The following is a 21301-nucleotide window of genomic DNA, read 5'->3' as shown; positions in this document are numbered from 1 at the left end:
TTTTGTGGCGTATGTGTCGTTTTCAGGCGGCTGTGGCGGACAGTCGGACAGCACGCACTCCGGAAGGAGGGGTGATGCCCGATGATCACCCGTGAAGAGATCGCCGACCTCCTCGACCATCCGGTCTACGACGGGGAAGGCAACAAGATCGGCGACGCCAAGCACGTCTTCTTCGACGACGCGACCGGGCGGCCCGAGTGGGTGAGCGTCAGGACGGGCCTCTTCGGCTCCACCGAGTCGTTCGTGCCCATCCGGGACGCCTCGGTGGTGCGCGACCACATCGAGGTCCCGTACCGCAAGGACCAGGTCAAGGGCGCGCCCAATGTCGACGTCGACGCGGGCGGCCATCTGTCGGAGACCGAGGAACACCGGCTCTACGACTACTACGGCATCAACTGGGACAGCGTGCTGTCCGAGGCCGAGCGGGCCGGAGACGACCGCGGGCCGCAGGGCCCGGGCACGGCGGACGCCGCCGGTGCCGCGGGGGCCGCCGGGACGGTGGGCCGCTCCGACGCGGCGGGAGCGGCGGGCACCAGGAGCCGGGCCGGCGCGGCGGGCGCCGCGGGCGGGACCGGCGAGGCGGGGACGGCGGGCACCGCCGGTACCCCCGGCCGCACGGGCGCCCCGGACCGCCGCGGCATGCGCGCCGACGACGCCATGACCCGCTCCGAGGAGCGCATGCGCGTCGGCGTCGAGCGGCACGAGGTCGGCCGGGCCAGGCTGCGCAAGTACGTGGTCACCGAGGAGGTCGAGCAGACCGTCCCGGTGCGCCACGAGGAGGTGCGCGTGGAGCGCGAGCCGATCACGGACGCCAACCGCGACCAGGCGCTCTCCGGACCCGAGATCAGCGAGGCCGAGCACGAGGTCACCCTGCACGAGGAACGCGCCGTGGTGGAGACCGAGACGGTGCCGGTCGAACGCGTCAGGCTGACCACGGAGGAGCACATCGAGAACGAGACCGTGCGCGGCCGGGTGCGCAAGGAGCGCATCGAGGCCGAGACGGAGAGCGCAGCCGACGACGACACGCGGCGGGGGCGGCGCGGACGCCAGTGACCGCGAGCCGCTGCCGGGGCGGGGGCACGCGCCGGTGAACCGCCGTCACCGGCGCGTCCCGCCCTCCAGCGCCTCGGCCAGATACGGCGCCGTGGCGCTGCCCGCCGCCCGCGCCACCTCGGCCGGAGGGCCCGCCGCGACGATCCGCCCGCCCGCGTCGCCGCCGCCCGGCCCCAGGTCGATCACCCAGTCTGCGCCCGCCACCACGGCCATGTCGTGCTCCACGACGACCACCGTGTGCCCGGCGTCGACCAGGCCGTGCAGCTGCCGCATCAGCACCTCCACATCGGCCGGGTGCAGACCGGTCGTCGGTTCGTCCAGGAGGTACAGGGTGTGGCCGCGGCGGCCCCGCTGCAGTTCGCTCGCCAGCTTGATCCGCTGGGCCTCACCGCCGGACAGCTCCGTCGCCGGCTGGCCGAGCCGCAGGTAGCCGAGCCCCACGTCCAGCAGCGCGGCCAGGCTGCGCGCCACGGCCGGAGTGTCCGTGAAGAACTCCGCCGCGTCCTCCACCGTCAGGCCCAGCACCTCGGCGATGTTCCGCCCCCGGTGGGCGACTTCGAGCGTCTCGGGGTTGTAGCGCGCGCCGCCGCAGTCGGGGCAGGGCGCGTAGGTGCTCGGCAGGAACAGCAGCTCGACGCTGACGAACCCCTCGCCCTGGCAGGTCTCGCAGCGCCCGCCGGCCACGTTGAAGGAGAACCGGCCGACGCCGTACCCCCGTTCGCGTGCCGCGTCGGTGTCCGCGAACACCTTCCGCACGACGTCGAACAGGCCGGTGTACGTGGCCAGGTTGGACCGCGGGGTGCGGCCGATGGGCTTCTGGTCGACCGAGACGAGGCGGCCCACACCCGGCAGCTCGTCGGTGATCTCGCCGATGAGCGTGGACTTCCCGGACCCCGACACGCCCGTCACCGCCGTGAGCACGCCCAGCGGGAACGCGGCACTCACCCCGCGCAGGTTGTGCCGGGTGACCGGACCGACCGTCAGGGTGCCCCGGGGCTTGCGCGCCTCGCGGGCCGGGGCGGGGGAGCGGTCGAAGAGGTACCGGGCCGTCGCCGACTCCTCGACCCCGGCCAGTTCGGCCACCGGGCCGCTGTAGAGCACGCGCCCGCCGTGCTCGCCCGCCCGCGGGCCGACGTCCACGATCCAGTCGGCGCCGCGCATCACGCCCAGGTGGTGCTCGACGACGAACACCGAGTTGCCCGCCGACTTCAGCCGCTCCAGTACCGTCAGCAGGGCCTCGGTGTCCGCCGGGTGCAGTCCCGCGGACGGCTCGTCGAGGACGTGGACGACCCCGAACAGCCCGGAGCGGAGCTGCGTGGCCAGGCGCAGCCGCTGCAGCTCGCCCGCCGACAGGGAGGGCGCCGGGCGGTCGAGGCTCAGATAGCCGAGGCCCAGCTCGATCACGGGCGCGATGCGCGAGGTCAGGTCGGCGGTGAGCACCCGGGCCGTCTCGTCGCCGTCGGGCAGCCGCGAGACCAGTTCGCTCAGGGGCAGCGCCGTCGTCCGCGCGATGTTCAGGCCGCCCACGGTCACCGCCAGCGCCTCGGGCCGCAGCCGGCCGCCGCCGCACACGGGACAGGGCGCGCTGGTGAGGAAGCGTTCCGCCTTGGCCCGAAGCGTCGCGCTCTTCGACTCCGAGAACGTCTTCATCACATATCGCCGGGCGCTCATGTACGTGCCCTGGTAGGGCCGCTGGATCCGTCCGGCCTCGCGCACGGGGTGCACGGTGACCACCGGCTGCTCTTCCGTGAACAGGATCCACTCGCGCTGCTCGGCGGGCAGTTCGCGCCACGGCCGGTCCACGTCGTACCCGAGCGCGTCCAGGACGTCCCGCAGGTTCTTGCCCTGCCAGGCCCCGGGCCACGCCGCGACGGCGCCCTCGCGGACCGACAGCGATGGGTCGGGGACGAGCAGTTCCTCGGTCGTACGGTGCACCCGGCCCAGCCCGTGGCACTCGGGGCACGCCCCGGCCGCCGTGTTGGGCGAGAAGGCGTCCGAGTCGAGCCGCGCGGCGCCCGGCGGGTAGTCGCCCGCGCGGGAGAACAGCATCCGCAGGGAGTTGGAGAGGTTGGTGACCGTGCCCACCGACGAACGCGACGTCGGCGCCGCCCGGCGCTGCTGGAGCGACACGGCCGGCGGCAGCCCGGTGATCTCGCCGACCTTCGGGGCGCCGACCTGCTGGATCAGCCGGCGGGCGTAGGGCGCGACCGACTCGAAGTACCGGCGCTGTGCCTCCGCGTAGACGGTCCCGAAGGCGAGCGACGACTTGCCGGAGCCCGAGACGCCGGTGAACACGGCCACCACGTCCCGAGGGACGTCGACGTCCACGCCCTTGAGGTTGTGCTCACGTGCGCCGCGGACACGGACGTACGGGTCGTGGGGGCTGTGCATCGCGGGGAACTCCGTACGTCTTCGGGCGGGCTCGGCCGGACGGACCGACGGCCCGGCCCGGCGGGACAAACCCTGCGATTCTACGCCGCGACGCCCGACGTCCCCCGGCCGGTGACGCGGGCGAGCCGCCGGTAGGAGTCCAGCAGGGCCTCGCGGTCGTACGTGCTGGTGGTCACGAGCACCTCCTGGGCGCCCGTCTCCTCGAGGAGCGACTCCAGTTCGCCGGCGACCTGTTCCCCGGTGCCCGCGATGTGGCCGGTCAGTCCCGCCTCGTACAGCTCGCGCTCCTTGGCGGTCATCGTGCGGGCCTCGACGTCCTCGGCCGGCGGCAGAGGGGGGAAGGAGCCGCGGGTGCGGGCCCGGGCCATGGACCAGGCCTCGGGGAGCAGGATGCGCCGGGCCGCTTCCGGGGTGGCGGCCACGGCGACGGTGCCCGAGACGACGACGTACGGCTCCCGGGCCCACTCGGAGGGGCGGAAGTCGGTGCGGTAGCGGTCGACGGCCCGGCGCATCCGGTCGCGGTCCCGCAGGTCGCCGATGACCAGCGGCAGGCCCGCCCGGGCGGCGACGGCCGCTCCCTCGCCCATGGCCAGCACGAACGGAGGGACGGTCAGCCCCTCGGCGGGCCGGGCGTGGACGCCGGTGGGGGAGGTGCCCCGGAACCAGCCGAGCAGTTCCGCCAGTTGCGCGTCGAAGTCCTCGGCGTCGTCCTTGTCCCGGCCGAGCGCCCTGCGCACGCCGTCGGTGAACCCCACCGACCGGCCGAGCCCCATGTCGATCCGGCCCGGGAAGAGCGACTCCAGCACGCCGAACTGCTCGGCGACGACCAGGGGGCGGTGGTTGGGCAGCATCACGCCCCCGGTGCCGACCCGGATGCGGCGGGTGGCCCCCGCCACGGCGGCGGCCAGCACGGTCGGCGCGGAGCCGGCCACGCCGGGCACCCCGTGGTGCTCGGCCACCCAGAACCGGTGGTAGCCGAGCCGTTCCGCCTCCCGGGCCAGGGCCACGGTGTCGCGCAGCGCCTCGGCGCCGGTGCGGCCCTCGCGGATGCGGGAGCGGTCGAGCACGGAGAAGCGGGTCGTCGCGATCAGGGAGCTCACACGGGGTTCAACACCTGTGCGGCGTGAGGATTCCCGGAACCGGGAGGGCCGGTCAGCCCCCGGGGCGCAGCAGCCCGCGCTCGTAGGCCCGCACCAGGTGCTGGGGTACGAGATGCCGGACGCCGTCGACGGTGACCGGCACGAGGACCGGCGTCGCCGCCTTCCAGTGGGCGCGGCGGTGGCGGGTGTTGCTGCGGGACATCTTCCGCTTCGGAACGGCCATGGGCTTCCCCTTCGGTCGGTGACCGTGGGGACGCTACATGAAAATGGATCCCATTAACAATTGAGGCCGGGGGGCGTGCCCGGGCCCGTGCCGCGACCGCGCGGACGGGCTCTAGGGTGGGGGCGTGACCGACAGCAGCAGGCCCCCGCTGGCCGTGTTCGATCTGGACAACACCCTCGCAGGGACCGCGCACCGGCAGCACTTCCTGGAGCGCCGGCCGCGCGACTGGGACGGCTTCTTCGCCGCCGCGCCCGACGATCCGCCGCTGCCGCGGGGCGTGGAGCTGGTGCGCGAGAGCGCCGGGGAGTGCGAGATCGTCTATCTGACCGGACGGCCCGAGCGCTGCCGCCGCGACACCCTCGACTGGCTGGCCGCGCAACGGCTCCCCGAGGGGCGCCTGTACATGCGGGGCAACGGTGACCGCCGTCCCGCCCGGCGCACCAAGCTGGAGATCCTGGGCCGGCTCGCCCGTACCCGGGACGTGCGCTTCCTCGTGGACGACGACGCGCTGGTGTGCGACGACGCCGAGCGGGCCGGGTTCACCGTCGTCCGCGCGGACTGGGCCGCGGCGTCGGCCGAACTCGAGGACGCCCAGGAGCGGGAGGGGCGTACCTGAGGAGACCCTCAGCGGCGTCGCGGGCGTCTCGGGGGTTCCGGTGCCTCCCGGGGCCGGTGCGTCAGTCGGAGCCCTCCAGCCGGAAGCCGACCTTCAGGCCGACCTGCCAGTGCGCCACCCGGCCCTCCTCGATCTGGCCGCGCACCTGGGTGACCTCGAACCAGTCGAGGTTGCGCAGCGTCTGCGAGGCGCGCTCGATGCCGTTGCGGACGGCCTGGTCGACGCCGTCGGGCGAGGTGCCGACGATCTCGGTGACCCGGTAGGTGTGGTTCGACATGCGGGTGCTCCCTTCCGCGGGGTGACGGTGGTGTCGCGTGTGCCGCGCGTCACTCCACCGTGCCCCACGCGGCGGCGGAGCGCGAGGCGTCGGCCCCCGCGCCGGGGTGTCCGCCTCTCCGTCGGTCAGGGACGCGGATCAACCCCTTGACCTTCGTATTGGTCCATACCAAAATGCCCTACACCCGTACGAGCCCTCCGCTCGTCCCCCCACGCCGGGTTCCCCTTCAGGTGCGCAGGACCCCCCGGGTCCCCGCCGACTGCTGCTCGATCAGAAGGACCCCCTCGTGAGACGTCGCCTCCTCGCCCTTGTCTGTGTCTCCGCATCCCTGCTCAGCGGCTGCGGCCTGGTGTCCTCGGACGCCGGGGGCGGACGACGCACCGTCACCGTGTGGCTGATGAAGGGCAGCGCCTCCGACGACTTCCTCCAGCGATTCACCGAGGACTTCGAGCGCGAGCACCCCGACCTGGACCTCGACATCCGCATCCAGGAGTGGACCGGCATCGGGGAGAAGGTGCAGACCGCGCTGAAGTCCGAGGGCGGCGGGGAGCAGCCCGACGTCATCGAGGTCGGCAACACCCAGGTCCCGCAGTACGCCGAGGGCGGCCGGCTGGAGGACCTGACCCTGGAGGCGATGCGGGACTGGGGCATCCGCGACTGGCTCCCCGGCCTCGCCGAACCCGGGGAGTACCTGTCCCAGCAGTTCGGCATCCCCTGGTACGCCGCCAACCGCGTCGTCATCTACCGCAAGGACCTGTTCGAGCAGGCCGGCGTCACCGAGCCGCCGCGGACCCGCGAGGAGTGGCTCACCGCCACCGAGAAGCTCGACCGGGGCTCCGCGCAGGGCATCTACCTGGCCGGGCAGGACTGGTACACGCTCTCCGGGTTCATCTGGGACGAGGGCGGCGAGCTGGCCAAGGAGAACGGCGCCTGGAAGGGCACGCTGGACAGCGCGGCCGCCCTGCGCGGCATGGACTTCTACCGCGAACTCCAGGCCCTGGGCGAGGGCCCGGTCGACGCGGACGAGGAACACCCGCCGCAGGCCGGTGTGTTCGCCAAGGGCGAGGTCGCGCAGATCATCGCGGTGCCGGGGCTCGCCCAGACCATCCTGCGCGAGAACCCCGCCCTCAAGGACAAGCTGGGCTTCTTCCCCGTCCCCGGCAAGAGCGCCGACAAGCCGGGCGCGGTGTTCACCGGCGGCTCCGACCTCGTCGTCCCGCAGAACACCGACGACCGCGACGGCGCCGTCGCGGTCGTCGAGGCCCTCACGGGCGCCAAGTGGAACACCGACCTGGCCCGCACCATGAACTACGTCCCCAACAAGAAGTCGCTGGCCGCGGACGTCGCCGGCGGGGAAGGAGTCGAGGCGATGGCCGCCGGTGCCGCCCAGGGCCGGGCGACCCCGGGAACGCCCCGCTGGGGCGCCGTCGAGGCGGACAACCCGATCAAGGCGTACATGACGGCCGTCCTCAAGGGTGCCGAGGCGCGGCCGGAGGCCCGCCGGGCCTCCGACCGCATCACCGAACTCCTGGACCCCGACGCCCGCTGACACCCGGGCGGTGGACCGGGGCCCGGGGCGTCAGCGCACCACGCTCAGCGACAGCGCGAAACGCCCCTCGGCGTCGGTCCACCAGTGGGTCAGTTCCAGGCCGGCCGCGGACAGTTCGGTCCGTACGCCCTCCTCGCGGAACTTCGCGGACACCTCGGTGCGCAGCTCCTCCCCGGCGGCGAAGTGCACGGCGAGGTCGAGCGCCTGGATCTTCACCGTCTGCGCCGTGCGCGAACGCAGCCGCATCTCGATCCACTCGCGCTCCGCGTCCCACACGGCGACGTGGTCGAAGGCCGCGGGCACGAAGTCGGCGCCCAGTTCCCGGTTGACGACGGACAGGACGTTCTTGTCGAACGCGGCCGTCACCCCCGCCGCGTCGTCGTACGCCCGCACCAGCACCTCCTCGTCCTTGACCAGGTCGGTGCCCAGCAGGAGCGCGTCGCCGGGGGAGAGCAGCGCGCGGACGGAGGCGAGGAAAGCGGCGCGTTCGGCGGGGAGCAGGTTGCCGATCGTGCCGCCGAGGAACGCCACCAGCCGGGGTCCTGGTGTGCCGGGGAGGACGAGCCCGGAGGTGAAGTCGGCGATCAGCGCGTGCACCCGCAGCCCAGGCCGCTCGGCGGTGATCGCCCGCCCGGCCTGCGTGAGCGCGCTCTCGCTGACGTCGACCGGCACGTACGCGTCCAGCCCGGTCAGCTCGTCGAGCAGGTGCCGGGTCTTCTCCGAGGAGCCCGAGCCCAGTTCGACCAGGGTCCGGGCGCCGGTCGCGGCGGCGATCTCGCCGGCCCGGCCGAGGAGGATCTCGCGCTCCGCCCGGGTGGGGTAGTACTCGGGCAGGGCGGTGATCTCCTCGAACAGCTCGCTGCCCCGCGCGTCGTAGAACCACTTGGGCGGCAGCGTCTTGGGCGTGCTCGTCAGGCCCGTCAGGACGTCGGCGCGCAGGGCGGCGCCCGTCGCGTCCTCGGGCAGCGTGCGGGTGAGGTGGAACGGGCTCACGTGCGGGGCTCCTTCGGCGATGCGGAAGCGGCCGCGGCCGCGGGTACCAGGGCGTTCTCGCGCGGGTCCGCGAGCGGGGTGAGCAGCACGTCCGTGCCGCTCGCCGCCAGCAGGGTGCGGTCGGGCACCTCCTGCCAGCCCGGGTCGTCGTCGTACGGCTCGGAGGCGACGACCGTGCCGCCGCCCGGGCGGGTCAGGTACCACAGGGTGTCGCCCCAGGCGGTGGCGGCGACGGCGGCGCCGTCCGTGAGCAGCAGGTTGAGGCGGGAGCCGGGGGAGGCGGCGGCGACCTCCAGCACCGTGCCGGCCAAGGCCCGCGCGCCGGCGCCCGGCACGTCCGTGGCCCCGGCGCGCAGCCGGTGCAGGACCAGCGCCCACACGAGCGCCGAGTCGTTGCGCGCCTCCAGCGACAGCAGCTCCCCGGCCGGAAGGCCCGCGGCCACCCGGGCCAGCGAGCCGGGCCAGTCCCGTACGGCGCCGTTGTGGCTGAACAGCCAGGGACCCGACGCGAACGGCGCCGCCGCGGCCTCCGCGTCGGCGCCCGCCAGGGTCGCGTCCCGTACGGCGGCCAGCAGCGCCCGGGTGCGCACCACGCGGGCCAGGTCGGCGAAGGACTGGTCCGCCCAGATCGGCCCGGCCCGGCGGTAGCGCGCCGGGACCGGGTCGCCCTCGGCGTACCAGCCGACGCCGAACCCGTCGGCGTTGACCGTGCCGTACCGCTGACGCCGTGGCGCCCAGGACTGGCGGTACAGGGCGTGCGGCGGCTCCACCAGCAGCCGGCCGAGCGGTTCGGGGGGCCCCACGTAGGCCAGGTGGCGGCACATCAGGCACCCTCCGCCGAGCGGGCGGTGCGGAAGCCGGAGAAGATCTGCCGCCGGACGGGATAGTCCCAGTTGCGGAACGTGCCCCGGCAGGCCACCGGGGCCACGGCGAACGAACCGCCGCGCAGCACCTTGTGGTCGGGCCCGAAGAACACCTCCGAGTACTCCCGGTACGGGAACGCCCGGAAACCGGGGTACGGGGCGAAGTCGCTGGACGTCCACTCCCAGACGTCGCCGATCAACTGCCGTACCCCGAGCGGCGACTCGCCGGCCGGATAGCTGCCCGCGGGCGCCGGGCGCAGGTGCCGCTGGCCCAGGTTGGCGTGCTCCGGGCCGGGGTCGGCGTCGCCCCACGGATAGCGCATGGAGCGGTCGCCGGCCGGGTCGTACCGGGCCGCCTTCTCCCATTCGGCCTCGGTGGGCAGCCGCCGGCCGGCCCAGCGGGCCCACGCGTCGGCCTCGTACCAGCACACGTGCACCACCGGCTCGTCGGGCGGCACCACCTCGGTGACGCCGAAGCGGCGCCGCAGCCACTGCCCGCCGTCCCGGCGCCAGAACAGCGGGGCGGTGATCGCGTGGCGGCGGACGTACTCCCAGCCCTCGGGGGCCCACCAGCGGGGGTCGTCGTAGCCGCCGTCCTCGATGAACGCCTGGTAGGCGCCGTTGGTGACCGGCGTGGTGTCGATGTGGAAGGCGGCCACCTCCCGCCGGTGCGCGGGCCGTTCGTTGTCCAGGGCCCACGGCTCGGCCGAGGTGCCCATCGTGAACGGACCGCCGGGCACCAGGACCTCGGCCGGCCCGGTGAACAGGGGCACCGGGTCGGGGTCCGGGGCCGTCAGAACCCGCGGGCCCCTGCGGAGCTGGTGGGTGATGAGCATGGTCTCGTCGTGCTGCTGCTCGTGCTGGGCGATCATCCCGAAGGCGAAGCCCGCCTCCGTCAGCCGCGTCCCGTGGAAGGCGGCGCTCTCCAGCACGTCCAGGGCGCGGCCGCGCACGTCGGCCGCGTACCGGCGGGCCTCGTCGGGCGGCAGCAGCGGCAGGCTCGGGCGTTCGGCGCGCGGATGCTCGAAGGCGTCGTAGAGGCTGTCGATCTCGGGCCGTATCGCCTCCTGCCCGGCGACGGCCCGCAGCAGCCACTGCTCCTCCTGGTTGCCGATGTGCGCGAGGTCCCACACCAGCGGGGACATCAGCGGGGAGTGCTGCGCGGTCAGGTCGGGCCCTTCCACGCAGCTCGTCAGCAGCGTGGTGCGCTCGCGGGCCGTGACGAGCGTGGTCATCGCTCGCTCGCGCAGCGCCTCCGCGTCGGCGAAGGGCTCGCCGGCCGGGCCGGGCGCCCGGCCGCCGGCGGGGTCCGTGGCGGAGTCGGTCATGGGCGGAACTCCCTCCCGTGCGGGCCGCGGCCCGCGCCGTCGTGCGCGTCCAGCAGGTCGTCGGCCGGGCAGCGGCCCCGGGCGACATGGCGGTCCAGGTACGCCGCGACGGCGTCCGTCACCTCGGTGGAGGCGCCGATGCGGGGCAGCGCGCCGAGCGCCGCCGTGAAGCAGGCGACGGCCGCCTCGCGCAGCTCCGGATCGGTGAGGGCGTCGCGGGCCGCGTCGCGGTAGAGCGGATTGTGGGGTGCCGGCAGGCCGAGGGTGCGCTCCGCGAGGGGCTTCACGGCCCGGTAGGCGGTCTCGGAGGCCTCGGGGTCGTCGAACAGCGCCGCCGTCACGGCCAGCGGCACGATCCAGCCGTCGTCCCCCGGCTGCGCGTCGATCATGCGCAGTTCCAGGTGGCCGCGCGGCCTGACCGGCGGGAACAGCGTGGTGAGGTGGTAGTCGAGGTCCTCCCTCGTCGGCGCCCTCGGCGCGCGGGTGCGGGCCCACTCCCGGAACGTCAGGCCGTCCGGCACGTCCCAGGGGCCGCCGTCCCGGCGTACGCACATCACCGGTGCGTCCAGCACGTGCCGGGCCCAGGCGCGGCGCGGTTCGGCGTCCAGCGGGGGGCCGCCCGCCCGTCCGGCGCCGATCTGCGTCCACCGGAGCTGCCGGGTGGACCGCCAGCCGGTGGGCCGGCCGCCGGCCAGCGGCGAGTTGGCGAACGCGGCCAGCAGGACCGCGCCGAGCTGGTGGGCCAGCCACCAGCGGCGCACATGGCCGAGCGGGCCGGGCTCCTCGTGCCCGGCGTCCACGCACACCTGTACGGAGGCGGACGCGCACATCATGAAGCGGCCCGCGGGACCGGTGCGGTCCAGGCACGCCTCCATGGCGTCGTAACGGGGCTGGCGCAGGAAGCGGTGCGGGGACCTCCACGGGTCGTGGCCGAGGCCGACGAGGGCGAGGCCGGCCTCGCGCAGGACGGCGCGGACGGCGTCCAGATCGGTGCCCACGGCGTCGACGCACTCCATCAGGGAGGCGGCGGGGAGCGAACTCAGTTCGAGCTGGCCGCCGGGTTCGACGGTCAGCGCGGAGTGCAGGGGAACGGTCCGCAGCGTGGCGTAGACCGCTTCGAGTCTGTCGGACGTCACCGGGAGCCGCGGCTCGCGCAGCTCGTGGATCAGCCACTCCACCTCGACGCCGAGGCGGACCGGCGGACCGGTCTTGAAGCAGATGCCGTGGACCAGCGCCTCGACCTCGGCCTCCGTGACGGTGGTGCGTGGCCGTATGCAGCCACCTACCGCATCGGACATGTCGGGATCCTCCTGAGATTCCACCATGTCGCCGGCCTCGTTCGTGGTGGTCCGGGCCGGCACACTCGTCCCACCCAAGACCCTCGCACGGCTCGGCACAAGGGCGCATCTCGGGACATAACGGCGCGGAAATGCGCACGGTCCGACCGTTTCCCGGGGTTTTTCCCGTCGTTTCCCGGGCCGGGAAATCCCGTTGCGCCGCCTCGGCGGCATGATCCAGGATTCTGGCATGAGCACGACGGGGGAGGCCGCCCGGCGCGCGGTCACGGCGTCCACGGGGGTGGCGCCGTGAGCGCGCGCCTGCGGGCCGTCGCACGGCGCACCGAGCAGATCGTCGAGGCGGGGGCCTACCGCACGCCCGGCGGACGCGAGGTGCCGCTGGCGGCGGCGGTGGAGGCGGCCCGCGAGGGCACGCGCGTGTACGGACCGGAGCCGGTCGAGGTGCGACGGGCGCCCCCGGCGGCCACGGTCGTCGAGGTCACCGGCGAGAGCAGCCTGGAGGCCGCGCGCCGCCTCGGTGGCGAGGTCGCCGTGCTGAACTTCGCCTCCGCCCGCAACCCCGGCGGCGGGTACCTGAACGGCGCACAGGCCCAGGAGGAGGCCCTGTGCCGGGCTTCCGCCCTGTACACCTGCCTGCTGCGGGCCCGTGCCTTCTACGACCACCACCGGGCCCACCGCGACCCGTTCTACACGGACCGCGTCATCCACTCACCCGCCGTGCCGGTCTTCCGCGACGACCGCGGGGTGCTGCTGGAGCGGCCGTACACGGCCGGGTTCCTCACCGCGGCCGCGCCGAACGCGGGCGTGGTGGCGCGCACCGCACCACAGCGCACGGGCGAGCTGGGCGCCGCGCTCGCCGTGCGCGCCGAACGGGTGCTGGAGACGGCCGCGGCCCACGGCTACCGGCGCCTGGTGCTCGGCGCCTGGGGCTGCGGAGTGTTCCGCAACGACCCGGCCCAGGTCGCGGGCGCCTTCCGGGCACTGCTCGGACCCGGCGGACGGTTCGCCCCGGCGTTCGAACGGGTGACGTTCGGCATCCTGGACCGCACCCCGGGCGGCACGGTCAGGCCGGCCTTCGAGCGGGCCTTCCCGGACGCCGTCGGCAGCGGACCTCAGCTCCAGCCGTAGCGCTCCCGCAGCCGGTGCCGTACGAGGCCGAACCGCATCCGGTCCAGGGCGCACGCCTCGCGCCGCATCCCGGCCTCGTGCAGCCGCAGCACCCGGTCCACGTCCACCCAGGAGTCCCGGCCCGACCGGTCCCACGGCCCGCTGCCGATGGGCACCCAGTCCCTGTCGCCCCGGTGCGGCTTGCTGGAGAGCCGCACGGCCAGCAGCGTGCCCGCCGCCTCCCGGGCGACGACGAGCACGGGCCGGTCCTTGCCGCGCCCGTCGTTCTCCTCGTACGGCACCCACGTCCAGACGATCTCGCCCGGATCGGGGTCCCCGTCGCAGGCCGGGGAGTACTCGGTGCGCACCCGGCCCACGTTCCGCGGGTCCGCCTCCGTGGTCGCGAAGGGGCCCCGGCTGCCGGGCAGGTGCGCGTCGTCTTCGGTGCTTCGGGTAAAGGCGTTCACGGCCGTACCGTACGGGACGCGTCCGCGGGGCCGGTCGGCGCGGATCCCGGCCGGGTGGCAGGCTGATGATCCACACCCCGCCCGACCACGAGAACAGGAAGCCGCCGTCATGACCGACCAGCTCACCGTGAGCGTCCTGGGCACCGGCATCATGGGCGCCGCGATGGCCCGCAACCTCGCCCGCGCCGGACTCACCGTCCACGCCTGGAACCGCAGCCGGGACAAGGCCGAGCCGCTGGCCGCCGACGGCGTCCGGATCGCCGACAGCCCCGAGGAGGCGGTGCGGGACGCCGACGTTGTGCTCACCATGCTGTACGACGGCCCGGCCGCCCTGGACGTCATGCGCCGCGCCGCCCCCGGCCTGCGCGCCGGCGCCGCCTGGGTGCAGTCGACCACCGCCGGACTCGACGGCGTCGCCGACCTCGCCGCCTTCGCCCACGAGCACGGCCTCGTCTTCTTCGACGCCCCGGTCCTCGGCACCCGGCAGCCCGCGGAGGCGGGCCGGTTGCTCGTGCTCGCCGCCGGCCCGGCCGACGCGCGGGACGCCGTGCGGCCGGTGTTCGACGCGATCGGCTCCCGCACGGTGTGGACCGGCGAGGACGGCGCCGCCGCGAGCGCCACCCGGCTCAAGCTCGTGGCCAACAGTTGGGTCATCGCCGCCACCAACGCGGCCGGCGAGGTCCTGGCGCTCGCCGGGGCGCTCGGCGTGGACCCCGACCACTTCTTCGACGCCATCGCCGGCGGCCCCCTCGACATGGGGTACCTGCGCGCCAAGTCCGCGATGATCCGCGAAGGCGACCTGACGCCGCCCCAGTTCGCCGTGACCACCGCAGCGAAGGACGCCCGCCTGATCGTCGAGGCCGGCGAGCGCGGCGGCGTCCGCCTCGACGTCGCCGCCGCGAGCGCCCGGCGCCTGGAGCGCGCCGCCGCACAGGGGCACGGCGACGAGGACATGGCCGCCGCCTACTTCGCCAGCTTCGACGAGAAGCCGTCCGACTGAGCGGAGCCGGGGTACTGGAAGAACGCGGGCGGCCGCGAGCCGCCACAGCCCCGAAGGATCCCCGAGCGAAGGAGCCACCGTGTCCAAGCCCCCGCTGCCGCCCGAGGCCGTCGACCTGCTGCGTCGGCCCAACCCGTGCGTGATGGCCACCCTGCGTCGGGACGGCGCACCCGTCTCCACGCCCACCTGGTACCTGTGGGAGGACGACGGCCGTGTCCTGATCAGCCTCGACGAGGGCCGCGTACGCCTCAGGCACCTGCGCCGCGACCCCCGAGTGACCCTCACCGTCCTCGACGGCGACGACTGGTACACCCACGTCACCCTCATCGGCCGGGTCACCGAGACCCGCGACGACGAGGGCCTGGCCGACATCGACCGGCTCTCGGCGCAGTACACCGGCAAGCCCTACCCGGACCGGGTCCGGGCCCGGGTCAGCGCGTGGATCGAGGTCGAGCGCTGGCACGGCTGGGGCGCGATGAAGGACAGCGACCAGGCAGGGGGCTGAGGGCCCGGCCGCGGACCCGCCCGGCCGGGGCTCGGCTCGCCCGGCCGGAGCGGGACGTCCTCGCCCGAATCCGTACCACTCGTGGACGAACTCCCCGATGCCCGGGGGAGCCGCGTCCTCGATCCGCCCGGCGACCTCCACGGTGGCTGCCGCCCAGGGCGGTGCCCGCGCCGCCGCGCACCGGGCCCCTGCGGGCCCACGGGGTGGAGCGGATCTCCCACCCGTTGCGGCGCGGGGCCTCGGCGCTCAGCTCGCCGCGGCGAGCAGCGGGACGGGCCCGAGAGCCGCCGAGAACTGGTCGACGACGTGGGCGAGGGCCTCCGCGGCGGCCGGGGCGACGGTGAGGGAGCCGTCCGGGCGCCGGGTGATGTCCTTGTCGAGGGTGAACCAGCCCTGCACGACGTGCCGGGCGCCCATGGCGGTGAGCACCGGCCGCAGCGCGTAGTCGATGGCCAGCACATGGGCGACGCTGCCGCCGGTGGCGAGCGGCAGCACGGCCTTGCCGGTGAGCGCGTACTGGGGGAGCAGGTCGAGCAGGGCCTTCAGCACGCCGGAGTAGGCGGCCTTGTAGACGGGGGTGCCGACGATCACGCCGTCCGCGGCCGCGAACAGTTCGGTGGCCTCGACGATCGCCGGGTGCGTGAAGTCGGCGCCCAGCAGCGCCTCGGCGGGGACGGCGCGGACGTCGAGCGGGACCACCCGGTGCCCCTGGGCGGTGAGCCGCTCGTCGAGGTGGCGCAGCAGGAGGCTGGTGCGGGACGTGGCGGAGGGGCTGCCGGAGACGGACAGGACGGTGGCCATGAGGGACCTCTTCCGAGGAGGGTGCGGAACGCCCCGCCCCCGGGGAGACGTTCGGGTCGGGCGGGGTGGTACGGGTGGGGGCGACGGGGACCCGGTCGCCGCGTCGGTGCGTGCCGACGCCGGGCCGGCCGCACCCGTGCGGGCGTGAGGGCCGGGACCCGTCACGCGTCCCGGGACGGAGCGGAGCGGAGCGGACGACGCGGCAGCGCGGCGGGCAGGCGCGGGGACGGGCGGACGCGCCGTGGGCGGCAGTGGCCGCGGTGCGTGGCGCCGTTGCCGAGAGAGGAGCCCCGAGGGAGCGTCAGGAAACGCGGGGACAGAAGGCGCTGGAGACACGCGCGAGATCGACGTGGCGTCGTCGCGTGAGGTCCGGTCGCTTCTTCATACCGCCGATCGTGGCAGCACGCGTTCGAACCCGTCAAGGAACGGCCGGTCGTTCCGGCATTCCGGAATCACGGAGTTCACAAAGCGCGCCCGGCCCTCGTGCTCCGTCCGTCAGCGGGGCACCGGGCCGCGCCCCGCGCTCCACGGCTTGCGCCCGGTGGCCGGCGGGCGGGAACGGACGGCACGGCGGGCCCCGCCGCCCGACCGCCCCCGGCGCGGCATCGCGTGCAGGTCACGGCAGGAGCGTTGACGCCCTCCTGGGGCACCACCCCGTCGTCGCCCTTGACCGGTGTCACGCAGGACGCCTCAGCGGCGCGCCGGCCGGCTCGGCCGCCTCCGCGCGGGGCAGCAGCAGCGGCGTCGCCAGCAGCAGTACGCCGGCCAGCGCGATCGCCGTACGCAGCCCGACCAGGCCGGCCAGCAGACCCCACAGCCCGGTCAGCGCCGCGGTCGTCAGCTTGCCGCTGACCGACCACGCCGACAGCGTGCGGGCCACCCGGTCGGACGGCGTCCTGTCGAGCCGCCGGGTGACGTACACCGGGTTGAACACGCCGGCACAGGTGATCAGCCCGAACTCGACGGCCATCACCAGCACCAGACCGGCGGGGCCCGGAGCGACGAAGGCCAGCCCGGCCGACCAGCACGCCCGGAGCGTCCCGGCGGTGACCAGCACCCGCTGCTGCCCGTAGCGGGCCACCAGCCGCCGGGCCAGCCGGGAGCCGATCAGCCCGCCCAGGCACGGCACCGCGAACGCGAGCCCGTACTCCCAGGGCGCGAACCCGAGACGGCCCAGCATGAGGACGGCGAGCAGCGGGGAGACCGCCATGATCAGGCCGTTGACGAGCACCGTGTTGAGGAACAGCAGGCGCAGATCGGGGACGGCCAGGATGAACCGCCACCCGTCCCACAGGTCGCCCGCCCGTGCCCGCGGCGCCGGGTCCGGGCGCACGGGCCGCGGTTCCCGGCCGCCGATCGCGCGGATCCCCAGCGCCGACAGCAGATAGCTCACCGCGTCGGCGGTCACCGTGGCCACCGGGCCGAGGAGCCCCACCGCCGCCCCGCCGACCGGGGGCCCGGCCATGGTCGCCGTCCACCGCGTCGCCTCGAAGCGGCCGTTGGCGGTCAGCAGGTCCTCGGCAGGCACCAGCGTCTTCAGATACGCGCCGGCGGCGGCGTTGAAGGTGATGTCGGCCGCCCCCACGAGGACCGACACCACCAGGAGTTGTGCGAAGTCCAGCACGCCGAGCGCGTACGCGGCGGGCACGCTCAGCAGCGCCGCGCACCGGAGCAGGTCCGTCGCGACCATCACCGGCCTCTTGCGCCGGAACTCCACCCACGGCCCCAGCGGCACCGCCACCGCCGCGCCGACCGCGAGCCCCGCCGCGGAGAGCGCCGCCACCTGCGCCGGTCCCGCGTCCAGCACGATCACCGCGATCAGCGGGAACGCGTCGAAGGCGAGGAACGTGCCGAACGCGCTGACCGTGTACGCCGACCACAACCACCGAAACGGTCGCCCCAGCGACCTGCCGCCTGCCACGCCGGACATCCAACCGAGCGCCGGGCCCGCCGATCAAACAACCGCCCGGCGCCCGGGTACAACCATCCGTTGTGTCGTGTTCCTACCGTGTCAGCAGCTCCCGCAGGGCCCCGGCGACCTCCCCGGGCGCCTCCTCCGCCATGAAGTGGCCGCACCCCACGGTGACGTGCCGCAGCTCGGGGGCCCAGGCCCGCCACAGCGCCTGCGCGTCGTACCCGAGGGCCGCCCCCCAGTCCTGCTGGAGCACCATGACCGGCATCCGCAGCCGGTTGCCGCGCTCCCGGTCGGCCCGGTCGTGCTCGACGTCGATGCCGGCCGAGGCCCGGTAGTCCGCCACGATGGACGGCACCGCCTCGCGCGACGCCTTCAGATACGCGGCGCGGACCTCGGGGGGAAGGGCGCCGGGGTCCCGCGTCCAGATGTCGAGGAAGTGGCCGAAGAACACGTCCGGCGCGGCGCCGATCAGCGTCTCCGGCAGCCCCGGCGGCTGCGCCATCAGATACAGGTGGAACCCCACGGCGGCCGTCGTGCCGTGCAGCACGTCCCACATGTCCGGGGTCGGCAGCACGTCCAGCGCGGCCAGGTGCGTCACCGCCTCCGGGTGGTCGAGCCCGGCGCGGACCGCGACCAGGGCACCCCGGTCGTGCCCGGCCAGCGCGAACCGCTCGTGCCCGAGGGCACGGGCCAGCGCGACGACGTCGGCGGCCATCGTGCGCTTGGCGTACGCGGTGCCGTCCGGGTCGGCGGGTTTGTCGCTGGCGCCGTAGCCGCGCAGGTCGGGGCAGACGACCGTGTGTTCGGCGGCGAGGTCGGCGGCGACGTGCCGCCACATCAGATGGGTCTGCGGGAATCCGTGCAGCAGCACGAGCGGGCTGCCGGAGCCGCCGACGGCCACGTGCAGCGCGACGCCGTCGGCGACGGGGACGCGTTCGTGACGGAAGCCGGGAATCGTGGGGGTGATCGGTGCCATGACTGGTCGGTGCCTTCCAGGTGCGGGTGTTCTTCCGGCGCCCCGCGGCCGCGGGACCCGGACGCCTTCGAGACTGCCGGGCGCGGATCAGCAACCGATCAGCGCGCGACCGCCGCCCACCGACCAGCGCGCGTACCGTGGTGATCTCGGACCACGGCGGAGCGGGGCGGACGGAACATGGAAGCGGTCACCTTCGGGGTGCTCGGAACCGTCGTCGCCGCACGCGACGGCGAGGCGCTCGACCTGCGCGGCCCCCGGCACCGGGCCCTGCTGGCCCGCCTGATCGCGGCCCGGCGGCGGGTGGTGCCGGTCGCACGCCTGGTCGACGACCTGTGGGACGTACCGCCCGCCCGCGCCGTGGGAACCGTACGCACCTTCGTCGGCGACCTGCGCCGGGCCCTCGAACCGGGCCGGCCGCCCCGCGCACCGGCCCGCCTGCTGATCACCGACGGCCCCGGCTACGCGCTGCGCGCCGCCCCCGGCGCGGTCGACGCCTGGCGCTTCGAGGAGGCCGTCGCCCACGCCGACCGGCTCCCGCCCGCCCAGGCACCGGCCCGGCTCGGCGCGGCCCTGGAGGAGTGGCGCGGCCCCGCCTACGCCGACTTCGGCGACGAGGCGTGGGCCCGGGGCGAGCGCGCCCGGCTGACCGAACTGCGCCTGCGCGCCGTCGAGCGGCGGGCGGAACTCCTCCTCGGCCTCGGCCGGGCGGCCGACGCGGTCCCCGACCTGGACGCCCACCTCGCCGAGCACCCCTGGCGCGAGGAGGCCTGGCGCCTGCTCGCCCTCGCCCTCTACCGCACGGGGCGCCAGGCCGACGCCCTCGCCGTGCTGCGCCGGGCCCGCACCCTGCTGGCCGGAGAGCTGGGCATCGACCCCGGACCCCGGCTGCGCGAGCTGGAGGCCGCCGTCCTCGCCCAGGATCCGGCCCTCGATCCGCCCGCCGAGCCCGTGGACGCGGCGGCCCGCCTGTGGTCCCGGGCGACCGAGGCGTACGACCGCGCCGTCGCCACCGGGGCCCGGGCCCGCCTGGAATCGACCGTCGGCCTGCTGCGCGACCTCGCGGTCACCGGCGGCGGCGGCCTGGAGGCGGCCCGGGAGCACCGTACGGCGGTGGTCGCCGCGGCCGAGGAGACCGGCGACGCGCGGCTCGCGGCCCGGGTCATCGGCGCCTACGACGTCCCCGCGCTCTGGACCCGTGCCGACGACCCCGAGGCGGCCCGGCGCATCGTCACGGCCGCCGAGCGCACCCTCGCCGCGCTGCCGGACGATCCCTCCGCGGCCCCGGCCCGCTGCCGGCTGCTCGCCACCGTGGCCCTGGAGTCGCGCGGCGTCCGCTCCCCGCGCGGACCCGAGGCCGCCGCCGAGGCCGAGCGGATCGCCCGCCGCCTGGACGACCCCGCGCTGCTGGCGTTCGCCCTCAACGGCACCTTCCTGCAGTCCTGCACCCGGGCCGGCCTCGCCCCCCGCCGCGACGCGATCGGCGCCGAACTCGTCGCCCTCGCCGCCCGGCACGGCCTGGACAGCCACGAGGTGCTCGGCCACCTGATCCGCGTCCAGGCACGCGCCGCGCTCGGCGACCTCACCGCCGCCGACGCGCACGCCGACGCCGTGGACCGCCTGGCCGCACGGTACGAACGGCCCCTCGTCGGCGTCTTCACCACCTGGTACCGGGCTCTGCGGCAGGCCGCCGGCGGTGCCCCGTACGACCGGGCCGAGGCCGCCTACCGGGCCGCCGCCGCACGCCTCGACGGCGCCGGAATGCCGGGTCTGGAACGCGGGCTGTTGCCCCTCGCCCTGCTCGGCCTGCGCCTGGCCCACGGACGGCCCGCGGACGTGGACCCGCGGGTGGACTGGGGGCCCTACCGCCCCTGGGCCGAACCGTTCGCCCTGCTGGACGAGGGCCGCGACACCGAGGCCCGGTCGGCCCTGCGGGCCCTGTCCGAGCCGCCGCCCGACCTCTTCCACGAGGCGCTGTGCTGCGCCGAAGCCGCCCTCGCCCTCGCCCTCGGCGACCGGGCCGCCCAGGACCGGGCGTACCGCAGGCTGCTGCCCGCGGCCGGTGAACTCGCCGGTGCGGGCAGCGGATTGCTCACCTTCGGGCCCGTCGACGACTGGCTGGCCGCGCTCGGCCGGGCCCGCGGCACGACCGGCACGCCGCCGGACCCTGGCCGCTGACACCCGCCCCGGCGGCGTGTCGGCCGTACCGCGCCGGGTACCCGGCCGTACGTGGAGCGGCGGCGCGCGACGGCCGTGTTCCGGGCCGACGCGGCCTGGCCGGAAGCGCCGGACACATCGTGCCGGGTCCGCCGCCGCAGGACGGTTTACCGGCCCGGGTACGGGCTACGCGGCCCGCACACGGGCACCGTACCGACCCCCAGGGAGGCGCGACCATGACACAACGCGTCCGCGACGTGATGACCCCCGCCGCGGTGGCCGTCGAACCCATGACCACGGTGACGCGGGCCGCCCGGCTGATGCGCGAGGAGAACGTCGGCGACGTCCTCGTGACCTACGACTGCGACCTGTTCGGCCTGCTCACCGACCGCGACATCGTGATCCGCGGCATCGCCGAGGGCCGCGACCCGGACGAGACCACGGTCGGCTCCGTCTGCACCCCGCCGCCCGTCGTGACCCTCGCCCCCGACGACACCACCGACCGCGCCGTCGAGCTGATGCGGCGCCACGCCGTCCGCCGGCTCCCCGTCGTCGAGCACGGCGGCGTCCCCGTCGGCGTCATCAGCCTCGGCGACCTCGCCGCCACCGAGGACCCGCGCTCCGCCCTGGCGGACATCAGCACGGCCGCCCCCGGTCACTGACCCCGGGGACGGAACGGAGGAAG

At 75.3% G+C, this 21301-nt stretch carries 21 protein-coding genes; 8 read left to right on the top strand and 13 right to left on the bottom strand.

The annotated features are described in order from the left end of the window. Nucleotides 1-81: 81 nt before the first annotated feature. On the top strand, nucleotides 82-1053 hold the full coding sequence (locus ACH499_RS28620; protein ID WP_399019329.1) for a DUF2382 domain-containing protein: 972 nt from the start codon (nucleotides 82-84) through the stop codon (nucleotides 1051-1053). Nucleotides 1054-1098: 45 nt separating this feature from the next. Here ACH499_RS28620 and ACH499_RS28615 read toward each other — a convergent pair whose 3' ends face one another. The 3 genes from ACH499_RS28615 to rpmF form a co-directional block, all read right to left on the bottom strand. Continuing rightward, a complete protein-coding gene (locus tag ACH499_RS28615; RefSeq protein WP_399019327.1) occupies nucleotides 1099-3444 on the bottom strand; it encodes an ATP-binding cassette domain-containing protein in 2346 nt (781 codons plus the stop codon). 80 nt (nucleotides 3445-3524) lie between these two features. Then, nucleotides 3525-4544, bottom strand: coding sequence for an LLM class flavin-dependent oxidoreductase (locus tag ACH499_RS28610; RefSeq protein WP_399019325.1), 1020 nt, complete (start codon nucleotides 4542-4544; stop codon nucleotides 3525-3527). Between the two features lie 52 nt (nucleotides 4545-4596). Beyond that, nucleotides 4597-4767: a 50S ribosomal protein L32 gene (gene rpmF, locus ACH499_RS28605; protein ID WP_356205835.1), complete on the bottom strand. Its 171-nt coding sequence runs from the start codon at nucleotides 4765-4767 to the stop codon at nucleotides 4597-4599. A 124-nt stretch (nucleotides 4768-4891) separates the two neighbouring features. Between rpmF and ACH499_RS28600 the strand changes: the two genes are divergently transcribed. Next, the gene (locus ACH499_RS28600; protein ID WP_356205834.1) at nucleotides 4892-5383 is read left to right on the top strand and encodes a hypothetical protein; all 492 of its coding nucleotides are present in this window, start codon (nucleotides 4892-4894) and stop codon (nucleotides 5381-5383) included. A gap of 61 nt (nucleotides 5384-5444) precedes the next feature. On the opposite strand, the gene ACH499_RS28595 is transcribed toward ACH499_RS28600, so the two are convergent. After that, on the bottom strand, nucleotides 5445-5660 hold the full coding sequence (locus tag ACH499_RS28595; protein WP_356205833.1) for a dodecin: 216 nt from the start codon (nucleotides 5658-5660) through the stop codon (nucleotides 5445-5447). A 286-nt stretch (nucleotides 5661-5946) separates the two neighbouring features. On the opposite strand from ACH499_RS28595, the gene ACH499_RS28590 reads away from it, so the two are divergent. Next, nucleotides 5947-7209 carry an extracellular solute-binding protein gene (locus ACH499_RS28590; protein ID WP_399019322.1) on the top strand — a complete coding sequence of 421 codons (1263 nt, stop codon included), beginning with the start codon at nucleotides 5947-5949 and terminating at the stop codon, nucleotides 7207-7209. A gap of 30 nt (nucleotides 7210-7239) precedes the next feature. On the opposite strand, the gene egtD is transcribed toward ACH499_RS28590, so the two are convergent. From egtD to egtA, 4 genes are all read right to left on the bottom strand, one after another. After that, a complete protein-coding gene (gene egtD, locus ACH499_RS28585) occupies nucleotides 7240-8202 on the bottom strand; it encodes an L-histidine N(alpha)-methyltransferase (protein WP_356205831.1) in 963 nt (320 codons plus the stop codon). Then, complete coding sequence (gene egtC / locus ACH499_RS28580; RefSeq protein WP_399019320.1) at nucleotides 8199-9026, bottom strand: ergothioneine biosynthesis protein EgtC; 828 nt, start codon at nucleotides 9024-9026, stop codon at nucleotides 8199-8201. Before egtC ends, egtD begins: the two co-directional genes overlap by 4 nt. After that, nucleotides 9026-10300, bottom strand: a complete 1275-nt coding sequence (gene egtB, locus ACH499_RS28575) for an ergothioneine biosynthesis protein EgtB (protein ID WP_399019407.1) — start codon at nucleotides 10298-10300, stop codon at nucleotides 9026-9028. Before egtB ends, egtC begins: the two co-directional genes overlap by 1 nt. A gap of 89 nt (nucleotides 10301-10389) precedes the next feature. Further along, nucleotides 10390-11691 carry an ergothioneine biosynthesis glutamate--cysteine ligase EgtA gene (egtA, locus tag ACH499_RS28570; protein WP_399019318.1) on the bottom strand — a complete coding sequence of 434 codons (1302 nt, stop codon included), beginning with the start codon at nucleotides 11689-11691 and terminating at the stop codon, nucleotides 10390-10392. A 288-nt stretch (nucleotides 11692-11979) separates the two neighbouring features. Here egtA and ACH499_RS28565 point away from each other — a divergent pair, with 288 nt between their 5' ends. After that, nucleotides 11980-12819: a TIGR02452 family protein gene (locus ACH499_RS28565; RefSeq protein WP_399019316.1), complete on the top strand. Its 840-nt coding sequence runs from the start codon at nucleotides 11980-11982 to the stop codon at nucleotides 12817-12819. Here ACH499_RS28565 and ACH499_RS28560 read toward each other — a convergent pair. Next, nucleotides 12804-13265 carry a type II toxin-antitoxin system PemK/MazF family toxin gene (locus tag ACH499_RS28560; RefSeq protein WP_399019314.1) on the bottom strand — a complete coding sequence of 154 codons (462 nt, stop codon included), beginning with the start codon at nucleotides 13263-13265 and terminating at the stop codon, nucleotides 12804-12806. The two genes, ACH499_RS28565 and ACH499_RS28560, sit on opposite strands and share 16 nt — an antisense overlap. 109 nt (nucleotides 13266-13374) lie before the next feature. Between ACH499_RS28560 and ACH499_RS28555 the strand changes: the two genes are divergently transcribed. Then, complete coding sequence (locus tag ACH499_RS28555; protein ID WP_356205827.1) at nucleotides 13375-14265, top strand: NAD(P)-dependent oxidoreductase; 891 nt, start codon at nucleotides 13375-13377, stop codon at nucleotides 14263-14265. A 79-nt stretch (nucleotides 14266-14344) separates the two neighbouring features. Further along, on the top strand, nucleotides 14345-14770 hold the full coding sequence (locus tag ACH499_RS28550) for a PPOX class F420-dependent oxidoreductase (protein WP_399019311.1): 426 nt from the start codon (nucleotides 14345-14347) through the stop codon (nucleotides 14768-14770). Between the two features lie 246 nt (nucleotides 14771-15016). Here the strand turns inward: ACH499_RS28550 and ssuE are convergent, their stop codons facing one another. The 4 genes from ssuE to ACH499_RS28530 form a co-directional block, all read right to left on the bottom strand. Beyond that, nucleotides 15017-15571 (bottom strand): NADPH-dependent FMN reductase, encoded by a 555-nt coding sequence (ssuE, locus tag ACH499_RS28545; RefSeq protein ID WP_399019309.1) that lies wholly within the window; start codon nucleotides 15569-15571, stop codon nucleotides 15017-15019. Nucleotides 15572-15872: 301 nt separating this feature from the next. Beyond that, complete coding sequence (locus tag ACH499_RS28540; RefSeq protein ID WP_399019405.1) at nucleotides 15873-15956, bottom strand: putative leader peptide; 84 nt, start codon at nucleotides 15954-15956, stop codon at nucleotides 15873-15875. 291 nt (nucleotides 15957-16247) lie between these two features. Further along, the gene (locus tag ACH499_RS28535; protein ID WP_399019307.1) at nucleotides 16248-17501 is read right to left on the bottom strand and encodes an MFS transporter; all 1254 of its coding nucleotides are present in this window, start codon (nucleotides 17499-17501) and stop codon (nucleotides 16248-16250) included. A gap of 73 nt (nucleotides 17502-17574) precedes the next feature. Next, on the bottom strand, nucleotides 17575-18453 hold the full coding sequence (locus ACH499_RS28530; protein WP_399019403.1) for an alpha/beta fold hydrolase: 879 nt from the start codon (nucleotides 18451-18453) through the stop codon (nucleotides 17575-17577). Between the two features lie 186 nt (nucleotides 18454-18639). Between ACH499_RS28530 and ACH499_RS28525 the strand changes: the two genes are divergently transcribed. Further along, the gene (locus ACH499_RS28525; protein ID WP_399019306.1) at nucleotides 18640-20637 is read left to right on the top strand and encodes a BTAD domain-containing putative transcriptional regulator; all 1998 of its coding nucleotides are present in this window, start codon (nucleotides 18640-18642) and stop codon (nucleotides 20635-20637) included. 215 nt (nucleotides 20638-20852) lie between these two features. Beyond that, a complete protein-coding gene (locus tag ACH499_RS28520) occupies nucleotides 20853-21278 on the top strand; it encodes a CBS domain-containing protein (RefSeq protein ID WP_356205818.1) in 426 nt (141 codons plus the stop codon). The last annotated feature ends 23 nt before the right edge of the window (nucleotides 21279-21301 follow it).

This window comes from Streptomyces sp. NPDC018947, from assembly GCF_044390505.1.
In the GTDB taxonomy this organism is placed as follows: Bacteria; Actinomycetota; Actinomycetes; order Streptomycetales; family Streptomycetaceae; genus Streptomyces.
This window is presented reverse-complemented; position numbering and strand designations above follow the sequence as displayed.